Origin of the sequence: Streptococcus timonensis (assembly GCF_047460355.1) — a bacterium.
Taxonomy (GTDB): Bacteria; Bacillota; Bacilli; order Lactobacillales; family Streptococcaceae; genus Streptococcus; species Streptococcus timonensis_A.
Genome location: NZ_JASHGL010000001.1, coordinates 623,254 through 634,268, shown reverse-complemented (window position 1 = coordinate 634,268; position 11,015 = coordinate 623,254). Strand labels below are relative to the sequence as shown.

Below are 11,015 nucleotides of genomic sequence, written 5' to 3'. Positions count from 1 at the left end.
TTCAAGTGCTCTTGAGCAGCCTTAATCTGCTCTGCTGATAAATCCTTTTTAAAGAAATAATGATTGTGGTCCCCGTGAGAAACGACAAAGCCTTGTTCATCTTCACTAACAACTCGATCAGCATTAAATCCGTGTTCGTGGTCATCCTTGTCTTGGTGATTGTCATGATTGTGGTCATGGCCTTGTCCTTGTCCTTCGCCTTCGTGACCATGATGATGACCCGGCTCTTCCTGTTCGTTACCATGGTGTTCATGATTTCCGTCTTCATGGTCTTGTGAAGGCTTGCTTGGATGTTCATGAGGTAACTCCGGTTTTACAATAGGAGAAAGTGGAATCATGCGAGCAATTTTTTGCTCCAAGGCTGACAAACTGCTAAAAGGGATAAAGTGATAGTGATTACCGTGAGGAATAGCTACTCCGCTAGTTGTACGACTAGCAATTTTCGCTGGATCAAAGATTAAGCCATCAGACTCATGGTATCGTTGACTTTCTGGCAAGGCATATAATTGAGCTAATAGACTTTGGAGATCTTCTTCTTGACCTGGCTTAACACTGGTTCCCGGAACTTCAACCTGAGGTCTTGAATCATTACTCTGACCTACTTGGTTGTTTGTCAGACTTGGTTGGGTTCTTCTACCTGACAAATAAGCTTGAGCTGCTGCAAGTTCACTAGCTGATAGAGAACTCTTAGGAACGTAATGATAGTGGCCACCATGGGGGACAATATAAGCATCCCCAGTATCCTCAATGATATCCGCTGGATTAAATACATAGCCATCGTCAGTTGTATAACGACCTTGAGCCCTAGCTTGAGTAACTTCCTTGTTGTTACTAGATTTATCTGATGTGTGACTATGCTTTTGGTTTTCAATTTGTTCCTTAGTACGGATATTTACAGCATGGTTTGCATCCTTTAAGTAAACATAATATCGACCGTCTAGCTTAATAATATAGCCACCTTTGATTTCGTTAACGATATCTTGATCCCGTAACTGATAATTTGGATCCTTCATAAGCAAGTCTTCGCTAAAGATTGCATCAAAAGGTACTTTACCGTTATAAAAGTGGAAATGATCACCGTGCGAAGTTACATAACCTTGATCAGTAATCTTTGTGACAATTTGCTCGGCTTCAATGTCTTCCTTTTGATTCACCTGGTCAGGGGTTAGATTTTCATTTTTCTTATTTTCTGAACTTTTATCATCAACATAAGAGACACGATTATCAGCCTTCTTTTCAGGAGTTTGATGCTGATTTAAAACATATGCACAAACACTTAGTGCAAGAACTACGGCTGATCCTGCAATATATTTTTTAGTATTTTTCATTCTTTCCTCATTTCAATTCTTTAGCTAAAATAGCAATATTTTCTTCTAAATTTTCCAAGAAAGATTTATCATTTTGTGGGTCTGCTTCTAAGGGATTGAGTGTTTTAAGCTGAACCCCTGTTGACTTGACTAGTGTTTCAGCTACCTTAGATGAAATATTACTTTCTGTAAAAATTGTTTTAACCTGGTATGTTTTGACAAATTCTTGGATTTCAGTTAGTTGTCTAGGACTCGGTTCTTGTTCAGGTGATATACCAGCAATTCCAAGTTGCTTTAGACCGAAACGTTTTGACAAATAAGAAAATGCTGTATGTTGAGTCACAAAACTTTTTTGACTGGCTTTTTCAAAGTCTGCTTGGTATTTCTCAGTTAATTTATGAGCTCTAACAATAAAATCCTGAGCATTTTTTTGATAGGTTTCTTTATTACTAGTATCAAGCTCGGAAAGCTTATCTGCAATAATCTGGGCTTCCTCAGCAACTTTCTCTGGATCTAGCCAAGTATGGGGGTCATATAGTGTTTTTTCATCCATACCTTCTCCTACTTCCATATCCTCAAGTCCAGGTACGCGATCTAAGGACATTCCTTCAGATGCTTCTAGGACCTTAACTTTTGAATTTTTTAGATTAGGATCCAGACTACCTGCCCAAGACTCTAGGGTACGAGAATGATAAATGAAAACATCAGCATCATAAATTGCGACAATGTCATTTGCAGATGGTTCATAGGAATGTATTCCACTACTAGACTGAATCATTCGAACATCATTTAAGTCGCCAGATATTTCTTTGACCATGGCGTAAACTGGATAAAAACTGGTTACAATTCTCATTCCCTTACCTTCTTGGTTTCCCTGACTATTCTCTTGATCACAAGCTCCTAATATCATACTAAACAGAGCTAGCATCAGACAAATAATACTCCTTCTTTTCATATAAACTCCTTAACTAGTATTTAACCATTTAATTAACTAGTAAACATTTTACTCTTAAAAATTTAAGATGTCAAGTGATAGATTTAATTTTTTATATTTTTCTAAAAACAAAAAGCATCGATAAACGATGCTTTTATCTTAAACTCCAATATGGATATCTGGGAATTTCTCGATGATGAGGTTCCAAAGTTCTTCCAATTGTTCTTGAACTGTCTTAGTAGTTTTAATTGTTAAGTTATGTTTCTTAGTGCTATCCTTGAGAATGTAGCACAATTGATAAACTTTGTTTGTGAAGCCATAACGGTGATAACTTGTTTCGATTAGATAAATCTGTTGAACATTATTTAGATTGATCGCCTGAGTACCTTTGAAATAGGTAATAAGGTGATTTTTATAAAGAATAACCTTTAAATCCTGATCGTAAAAATCTGCTTGGTCAGCGATTCCTTCAAGATTTCCTTGTAACTCAGGGTATGTTTGATAAAGTTCTTCATAAGAAGCGATTGATTTTTTACGTAGTAGAAAGGCTCCAACGAGTGTAAATAAAGCAAGACCACCAAAAATAGCAATCCCGATGACATAGTACCAACCTTCACGTGAATGTTCTGTCAAGCTCAAATAGACACTAGAGTTCATGTTGAGATAGACAGTAGACGTTGGGTCCAAAATAGACTTAAGGAACCCTGATAAATCAACGATTCGATTGTTACGCGATTTATTAACATTTGTACTAAGTGGTTGTAATTGAGTCCCAACAAGAGTAGCAGGATTTTCTGCTAAGGTACCAGCTGTAGCTTGGTCAATGAGTTTTTTAATAGATTCATCAGTCTCTTTAGCCTCAACAACTGCAAATTTCCCATCGCCATCCTGACTATATTGGACAAGGTATATAACACTTCCACCGTCTACTTCTCCAACAACTTCAGGATAAATATCATAGACAGTCAGTGTTACTTCTTTGCCTGAACTAGTATCATCTGCAAATGGATCCGTCGGGTGTTGGTGAAGATTCCACATGAATCCCATACCACCAGCTACAAGGAATAATACAAGAGAAAGTATGAGTCCGGAAATAAATCCCTTATTTCTATTTTCTTTAAACATAAAAGTCTCCTTTAGTTTGATAGTTAAATTATATCAAAAAATACAAAGATTTTCAAATAAATTCTTGATTAGAAAATCATGTAGAAACTTTTATTAAAGATATTTTAACAAAAAAAGTTTGAGAAAGATCTCAAACTTATCATTTAAACTGAGTTATCCTCTAGCAATTTTTTCATCATGCTCAAGCTGATGAACCAATTCGTCAACAGACTCAAATTTAACCATATCTCGAATACGATCAAGCCAATAAACAGTAACTCTTTCGCCATAAATGTTTTCATCAAAATCAAAGATATTCACTTCAAAACGCTCTTCCTCTCCATCAAAAGTAACGTTCTTCCCAACACTAGCCATACCTCGATAAATTTTTCTTTGGATTTCAATTTCTACCGTGTAGACACCGTCAGCAGGCATATAGGTTCTGTCCAAGAGTACGAGATTTGCTGTAGGGTAGCCAATAGTACGACCTCTGGCATTTCCATGGACAACAACTCCTCTAGATGGTAGAGGTGCTCCAAGTAGTTGACCAGCTTCTTTAACATCACCTTCAATGATCGATTGACGAATACGAGTTGAACTGATTTTACCTTTTTCGTCCTCAACTGCAGGTACAATTACTACTTCACCATCAAAAATCTCCTTGAGGTCTTCAGCTGATTTCCTATCCGAACCCAAACTATAATCAAAACCAACAACAATTGTTTCTGCTTTAGCTTCTTTGACAAAAGTGTCAACAAATTCTTGAGCTGTCATATTTGCCACACGGCTGGTAAAGTCCATCAGATAAAGGGCTTCAACTCCCGCACGCTTTAACTTACGTTCGCGCTCATCAGGATTCAGAATATGCAATAACTGCTCTGGTGAATATTGGTGCAAGGTTAACTTTGGAGATTCGTTGAAAGTTACTAAAGCTACGCTCAGATTCTTTTCAATCGCAATCTTTCCTGCAATCTCAAATAGTTTTTGATGACCCAAATGAATGCCATCGAAATAGCCTAATACAAGGACGGTTGGTCCTGGGGTTGCAATATCTTTTTCTGTTTTAATGGGTATTGTTACAATCATATTCACATTATACCAAAAAGAAACTGCCTTTCAAAATAATAAAGATTTTAATCATCAATTTTTATGATTTGAACTGGTCTCTAACTTCTTTCCTAAGATCTTCTAAATTACTAATCCCATATTTATCCATAACACTAGGTAGATTTTCTATGATATCAGGGCAAGCATATGGATTGGTAAAGTTTGCTGTCCCAACACCAATAGCTGAGGCACCTGCCAAATACATTTCTAGCGCTGCCTCAGCCGAGTCAACTCCTCCCATTCCAATAATCGGAAGATTAGTTGTTTGAGCTACTTGTCGAATGAGTTTTAGAGCTACAGGAAATACTGCAGGTCCAGACATTCCTCCTGTCCCATTTGCAATGATTGGTTTTCTAGTTTTGAGATCAAAGCGCATACCAACAAGAGTATTAATCATGGTTAGCCCACTAGCTCCTGCGTCTTCTGCAGCTTTTGCAACGGAAGTTATATCGGTCACACTTGGTGTTAGTTTAACGTAAACAGGAACTGATGAAGCCTCTACGGCTGCTTTTACCACATCATAAGCCAAATCTGGATCTTGACCAATTAGTAATCCGTGATTTCCGTGGTCGACGTTCGGACAAGAAATATTGAGTTCTATTGCCTTTACATTGCTCGCTTTAGAAATACCATGAGAAACTGTTGCATACTCATATTTGGAAAAGCCAGCTACGTTTGCAATGATTGGAAGATTTGGATACTCTTTTTCTAGCCAAGGTAATTTTTCGGAGAGAACGGCATCTAGTCCTGGATTTTGTAGACCAATGGCATTCAGCATACCAGCAGGTGTTTCTGCCACTCGTGGAGTAGGATTACCAAAACGTGGTTCAAGGGTTGTAGCTTTAATCATGATAGAACCTAAAAGGTCCAAATCATAGTATTTGGCATACTCTTGTCCGAAACCAAAACAGCCTGAAGCAGGAATGATAGGATTCTTTAACACTAAGCCTGGTAGAGAAACTTGTAATCGATTTGTTGTCATGACACACTCCTTATAAAACTACTGTTCCTGTTTTAAATACAGGACCATCTTCGCAGACACGTTGACTAACAGTTTCATTATCTGGCACTTTCAGGACACAAGCGTAGCAAGCCCCCATGCCACAGGCCATGCGAGATTCTAGAGATAGATAAGCTCGTGGATGGTCATGGAAGGTTTGATTGATATATTTCATCATACCAGGCGCACCGCAAGAGTAGATGGCATCAAATTCAGTGTCAAATTCGTTAATCACTACAGAAACATTCCCTTTAATACTATGGGAGCCATCATCTGTTGTCACAAAAACTTGACTATATTTGGCTAATTCATCATCTAAAATGACAGCATCTTTAGTAGAAAATCCTAGAACAGTTGTAATTTCTACACCTCTCTCATGTAGTTGTTTAGCTACTTCAAGTAATGGAGGAACTCCTATTCCTCCACCGACTAGGAGAACATGACTCTGCTTGTCTAAATCAGATAAGTCAAAGCCATTTCCTTGAGGTCCCATGACATCTAAAAAATCGTCAGCTTTTAATCTTGAAAAGATTGCTGTACCAGAACCCTCAACTCGATAAATGAGATGGCATTGATTATTAGCCTTATCTATAGATGAGATTGAAATCGGACGACGCAAGAGATGGGCATCATCAGGTACACGCAAATGAAGAAATTGGCCCGCTTTCATAGCTTCGACCATTTCTCCTTCAAGTACAAGCTCAAAGATTGCTGGAGCGATTTCCTCCTGAGATACTACTCTCATCACTTCCAAGCGAATAGCTCCCATGCGTTTTCTACAATTTGGATTCATAACTTTTCCTCCTTAAATTTTAAGGGGATCAGATAAAGAAAAACCTTGCAATTGCAAGGTTTCAGTTAAGATATTTACACAAAAGTAGCAAATAAGCACTTGCTTACTTGTTTCCATTGTAGCTTCTTTTCTCTGACACCTTGTGAGTCTCTCTGGACTGCCCTTAAAGGTTAAATTTTCACTAGTATACTGTATCAAACATAAAAAGTCAAGTAAAAATAGGTAAGGTATCAGTTCATAAAAGTCGCTTATTTTTGTGAAGAAAGAATCTTTTCTAATTTTTGATAATCTTTAACACTATCGATTTCATAGATAGAGTTTTCTTCCAACTCTTCTACATATACATCTAGTTCTTTGATATTATCTTTGACCATGTTGTCCCAGTAGAGGTCAACAAACTCGCCACTTGCATAGGCTTCATCGATAAACCCAACAATTTTCTCAGCTGTTGGAGCATCCCAGAATGACACACCACTCAAGATGCGTCCATTTTTGCTATCGACAATGATATCTTGAACTTTGTAATCATCTCCGTAAACTAGGAACCACTCATTATCACAATCTTCACGATAAACACTGAAATAAGTTGAACGCTTGATATCATTACGGAACATATTCTTGAAAAGATAGTTATCCGCATCGATAACGTAGCTGTTAGCCAATTCTTCTTTTACCAAGTAAAGAGAGTAAAAGTTATTGTAATCAGCATACTTTTCGTTGAATACCAAACGAACTCCGTACTTTTCTTTAAGATAGTCGAATTGTTCTTTTAAATAACCGACAACGATGATAATGTCATCAATTCCACGTTCTTTTAAAAATTCGATTTGATATTCAACTAAAGGTTTTTCATTAACCTTGACCAAGGCTTTGGGAGTATTTTCTGTCATGGGTCTCAAACGTGTTCCCAAACCAGCTGCTAAGATAATCGCTTTCACGCGCTTTCTCCTTTATTCTTTAATAATAATGTAAACACCAGCCATTACGACAAGTGAAGTAATGATGGTCAGCAAATTAAGGGGCGAACCCAAGAAAATTGCTGCAAATAAAACAGTCCATACTACATAACTCACATTTAATCCAGTAGCTTTTGCTGGTTGCAATCGATTGATAGCAATGTAGTAGGCAAGGTAAGAAATCATATTAAATGCTGCAAATACTATCAATAAACCAAACAATTGTCCATTTACCACTTCTGCAAATGAATGATGCGAGAAGAGAACAATAACAAGATAGGACAAGAAGGAAGTTACTTGTCGGATCAAGAGGGCTTCGAGTTCGCTGAGTTCACTTTCCATTGCAAAAGAGCTTAGAACACTTTCACTTCCCCAAGCAAGGGCACAGATCAAGGCGCAGAGGATACCAATATAGAATGAATTGACCTGTTCGACCTTGTAGGTCTGAGCAATAATTCCTGCAATGATTAATAAAATTCCAAATACTGTATTCTTAGAAACCTTATGCTTTAAGAAAAAGAAAGCGAGAATGACAGATACTGCAGGATAAATAGCTGAAACCGATGATGCCAAAGAACTACCAATATACTTGACTGCATAGAGATTGGCCTGCATGCCAATTGGCCCAGCTAATAGAGCTCCAATAATGACACTGACATTTCGAATGTTCAGGAAGATTGAAAAACGTACTTTCCCTTCTTTAACTAGAAGATATCCTAGCAGGATAAAAATACTCAGAAAGTCGTGTGCTGCTGCTACTACAAAAGGTGATAGGTCAGTAAAAATAGAGAAGATATAGGCACTAATGGTTAGCCCTAATCCCCAAAAAATACCTGAAATAAGTCCAAAGGAAACTCCATTTTTAGTCTTCATCAATACCTCCCTGAGACTGCAATTCTTTTACAGCTCTATTATAACGAGTGATTCCATAATCTCCAAAATCTGCACCATTTTCCTCTTTGTAAATGGTCCATAGGCTCCAAATAATGTCTTGCAAGATTTTATAAATACGGATTTTCTCACGAGAAACAGGAGTCTTGTCACCCTCGTAATAAGCTAGAAAGTCCGCCTCTTCTTCCGGTGTAAATTCAGATTCTAGAAAGAGTGCTGCAAGGTCCCACATAGGATCGTTCATGGAAGAATATTCCCAATCGATGAGATAGAGATGTCCATCTGGTGCTTCAATAAAATTTTCAGGAACCAAATCAATATGACATGATTTCTTCTCAATTCCGATTTGTTCAAGCTCTTCTTTCAGAGAAAATACTGATTCTCTGACAGTTTCATAGTTTGGATAAGAAATCTCCCCTTGAATCAATGATTCATATTTTTTGATTTCCTCAAAAGGAGCAAACTCTCCTTTTAATTCTTTACCAGAAGCATGGATCGTTTGTAGAATTGGAGCAATTTTTTCAAATTTAGTTTTTATGGTAGCTGAATCAAGTGTCTCAGCATTTTCAATGTATTGATTGACTTTGATACCAGATTCAATATCAAAAAGATAATTTTCTACATCTAATTTTAAATCTTTCAACAATTCAATATTGAACTTTTCATTCTGGCGATCGATTAATTTTTCTGTACCTTTACCGAAAAACTTAACGATATATCGATTTGAGGACGTTCGAACCAAGTAGTTTTGATTGGTCATTCCACCCAACTGTTCAACGCTCTGAATTTCTTCATCACCTGATAATAAAGAAGCAATCTTCTCTTTAACAATTTCCTTCATAATCTTTCCCCATTAGACTTCCCACTTAAATACTGTCTTGAAGGCAGTGTTAAGGTCTGTTGCAAAAACTCGATGAATATCCTTAATCTCTCTTACTGGTTCTTCTAGATAAATGATATTCTTCAAACGATTGGCAAACTTCTTAATCTCCATCATTTGGATGGCATTTTCAAAGTCAACTCTTCCAGAACGAGAAGATCCAACTAATAACAAGCCTTTTTCTAAAGAATCACGAGTATTGATATTAACCTTATACTCACTTACTCCCATCATCAAAATGGTACCTTGTGGTTTAATGTAGCGAATCAAGTCATTAATAGCAGGTCCACTTCCATCACCACCACAGCATTCGAAACCATGGTCAAAACTAAGATCCTCTGGAATGCTATCAGTAATGTAGAGCTCTTTTGCAAATGAGAATAATTCTAATTTCTCCCAGTGACGTCCGATAACAATAATCTCAGCTTCAGGCAAAGTGTAGTTGATAATATTGGCCATGACAAAAGCTAAACTTCCATCACCAATGACAGCGATACGTTGACGTCTGCTGTGAGATACCGTCATGAAACGATTCATAGCATGCATGCCAACACTGACAAACTCTGTAATGGCAGCAACTGTATCTTCGATATCTTCGTAAGCTACCACACGATCCTTAGGCAGAGAAACGAATTCTCGCATAAAACCATCATAACCACTTGAAAGGAAATATGTTCCAGTCATGTAATTTTCGTAGAATTCCTCATCACTTTGCATAGGTGGTTGATTTGGAATCATAACAACCTTCTGACCAACTTTGTAGGTACCGGTTGGATCAGAAATGACTGTACCACAAGACTCGTGAATCATAGCCATTGGTAGTTTTTTCGCTAAAATTTTTGGATCGCGTTTACCTTGGTAATAACGTTGATCCGCATGACAAACCGCCATGTAATTTGGTCGAATGAGGATATGATTCTCTTGATCAATTTCTTCTTCCTGATATTTAATATTAATAAACTTTGGTTTTGTCAGTTGATAAATTTGATTAATCATGTCTTTAGTCTTTCTCAATCATGCTTTTAGCAATCTTCAAGTCTGTAACTGTTGTAATTTTAAGGTTTGAATATTCACCTTTTGCTAAGGCTACATCTTTACCCTTAATGACAAAGATTTTACATGCATCTGTTAAAATTTCTTTTTCCTCTGCTGATAAAGAACCATACAAATCAATAAAGTCTTTACAACGGAAGGTTTGAGGAGTTTGCCCTTGATAGAGATGAGCGCGGTTTGGAATATCTGTAATAAATTTCCCATTAGTGCTTTCAACAATGGTATCTACTGCTTCAACTACTGTATCAACAGCATCATGATTTTGTGCAAGAGCAATGTTATCTTGAATCATTCGAAGTGTGATAAAAGGACGAACTGAGTCATGAGTGACTACGATATCATCTTCCGTAATTGGACGGTATGCATCAATAGCCTCTATGATCTTTTCAATGCTAGAATTACGGTCTGCACCACCTTTTGTGATGATGATACGATCTTTATGAAGCGGAAGGAATTTTTCAACTAAATCTTCTGCGTGTGTCACCCAGTCTCCGTGAACTCCAACTACAATCTTTTCAATAGTTGGCTCTAAGACAAATTTTTCAATTGTATGGATTAGGATTGGGCGGGCTCCCAACTCAAGAAATTGTTTGGGTAGGTTACTAATACCCATGCGCGTGCCGGTTCCACCTGCTAAAATTCCAGCGTAAATCATTTTGATACTCCTTTGGTTTGTTTTAAAAACTCATTGTTTACTATTATATCACAATCTACTGGTATCTTGAAATAAATAGAGAGCAAGCAAAGCTATAATGAATTTGTATTCAAATAATAATCTGAACTTTTAGGATTAATCATTTATTTAAAGTAAACAATTATCCAAGAAAACTTTCTCTATTTATGAAACTGAAGATATTTGTTCGGATAATATAGAGTTCTTTAGAATATTATAAAAACCTTAAAGAAACCTTAAACTGTTTAAATAGCTAATTGAAAAAGAGCTGAGAATTTAGACAAGATAATGATCTTGTACCAATTTCTCAACTCTTT

The 11,015-nt window shown here is 36.9% G+C and carries 11 protein-coding genes; all 11 read right to left on the bottom strand.

The genetic code is table 11. From position 1 onward, the window contains the following. Positions 1 to 1,328, bottom strand: a 1,328-nt coding sequence (locus QM941_RS03355) for a pneumococcal-type histidine triad protein (RefSeq protein ID WP_414338841.1), incomplete at its 3' end; no start/stop codon positions are given. 7 nt (positions 1,329 to 1,335) lie between these two features. Then, complete coding sequence (locus QM941_RS03350) at positions 1,336 to 2,262, bottom strand: metal ABC transporter solute-binding protein, Zn/Mn family (RefSeq protein WP_414338839.1); 927 nt, start codon at positions 2,260 to 2,262, stop codon at positions 1,336 to 1,338. A gap of 138 nt (positions 2,263 to 2,400) precedes the next feature. Further along, a complete protein-coding gene (locus tag QM941_RS03345; protein WP_414338838.1) occupies positions 2,401 to 3,366 on the bottom strand; it encodes a hypothetical protein in 966 nt (321 codons plus the stop codon). 153 nt (positions 3,367 to 3,519) lie between these two features. Then, a complete protein-coding gene (locus QM941_RS03340; RefSeq protein ID WP_414338835.1) occupies positions 3,520 to 4,431 on the bottom strand; it encodes a bifunctional riboflavin kinase/FAD synthetase in 912 nt (303 codons plus the stop codon). Between the two features lie 61 nt (positions 4,432 to 4,492). Next, positions 4,493 to 5,434, bottom strand: a complete 942-nt coding sequence (locus tag QM941_RS03335; protein ID WP_414338833.1) for a dihydroorotate dehydrogenase — start codon at positions 5,432 to 5,434, stop codon at positions 4,493 to 4,495. A 10-nt stretch (positions 5,435 to 5,444) separates the two neighbouring features. Then, positions 5,445 to 6,245 carry a dihydroorotate dehydrogenase electron transfer subunit gene (locus tag QM941_RS03330; RefSeq protein WP_414338830.1) on the bottom strand — a complete coding sequence of 267 codons (801 nt, stop codon included), beginning with the start codon at positions 6,243 to 6,245 and terminating at the stop codon, positions 5,445 to 5,447. A gap of 248 nt (positions 6,246 to 6,493) precedes the next feature. Further along, complete coding sequence (locus QM941_RS03325; RefSeq protein WP_414338827.1) at positions 6,494 to 7,183, bottom strand: sugar phosphate nucleotidyltransferase; 690 nt, start codon at positions 7,181 to 7,183, stop codon at positions 6,494 to 6,496. Positions 7,184 to 7,195: 12 nt separating this feature from the next. Beyond that, entirely contained in the window at positions 7,196 to 8,074 is an 879-nt protein-coding gene (locus tag QM941_RS03320) for a DMT family transporter (RefSeq protein WP_414338824.1), read from the bottom strand. Next, positions 8,064 to 8,933 carry a choline/ethanolamine kinase family protein gene (locus tag QM941_RS03315; protein ID WP_414338821.1) on the bottom strand — a complete coding sequence of 290 codons (870 nt, stop codon included), beginning with the start codon at positions 8,931 to 8,933 and terminating at the stop codon, positions 8,064 to 8,066. The genes QM941_RS03320 and QM941_RS03315 overlap by 11 nt, the downstream gene beginning before the upstream one ends. A gap of 12 nt (positions 8,934 to 8,945) precedes the next feature. Then, complete coding sequence (locus QM941_RS03310; RefSeq protein ID WP_414338820.1) at positions 8,946 to 9,968, bottom strand: ribitol-5-phosphate dehydrogenase; 1,023 nt, start codon at positions 9,966 to 9,968, stop codon at positions 8,946 to 8,948. A gap of 4 nt (positions 9,969 to 9,972) precedes the next feature. Then, positions 9,973 to 10,680, bottom strand: coding sequence for a 2-C-methyl-D-erythritol 4-phosphate cytidylyltransferase (locus QM941_RS03305; protein WP_414338818.1), 708 nt, complete (start codon positions 10,678 to 10,680; stop codon positions 9,973 to 9,975). Positions 10,681 to 11,015 lie beyond the last annotated feature (335 nt).

What these genes read in the sequence shown, in the direction of transcription:
- QM941_RS03320 (WP_414338824.1), bottom strand. Translation starts at nt 8,074, where the DNA reads ATGAAGACTAAAAATGGAGTTTCCTTTGGACTTATTTCAGGTATTTTT.
- QM941_RS03345 (WP_414338838.1), bottom strand. Translation starts at nt 3,366, where the DNA reads ATGTTTAAAGAAAATAGAAATAAGGGATTTATTTCCGGACTCATACTT.
- QM941_RS03335 (WP_414338833.1), bottom strand. Translation starts at nt 5,434, where the DNA reads ATGACAACAAATCGATTACAAGTTTCTCTACCAGGCTTAGTGTTAAAG.
- QM941_RS03330 (WP_414338830.1), bottom strand. Translation starts at nt 6,245, where the DNA reads ATGAATCCAAATTGTAGAAAACGCATGGGAGCTATTCGCTTGGAAGTG.
- QM941_RS03350 (WP_414338839.1), bottom strand. Translation starts at nt 2,262, where the DNA reads ATGAAAAGAAGGAGTATTATTTGTCTGATGCTAGCTCTGTTTAGTATG.
- QM941_RS03305 (WP_414338818.1), bottom strand. Translation starts at nt 10,680, where the DNA reads ATGATTTACGCTGGAATTTTAGCAGGTGGAACCGGCACGCGCATGGGT.
- QM941_RS03310 (WP_414338820.1), bottom strand. Translation starts at nt 9,968, where the DNA reads ATGATTAATCAAATTTATCAACTGACAAAACCAAAGTTTATTAATATT.
- QM941_RS03340 (WP_414338835.1), bottom strand. Translation starts at nt 4,431, where the DNA reads ATGATTGTAACAATACCCATTAAAACAGAAAAAGATATTGCAACCCCA.
- QM941_RS03315 (WP_414338821.1), bottom strand. Translation starts at nt 8,933, where the DNA reads ATGAAGGAAATTGTTAAAGAGAAGATTGCTTCTTTATTATCAGGTGAT.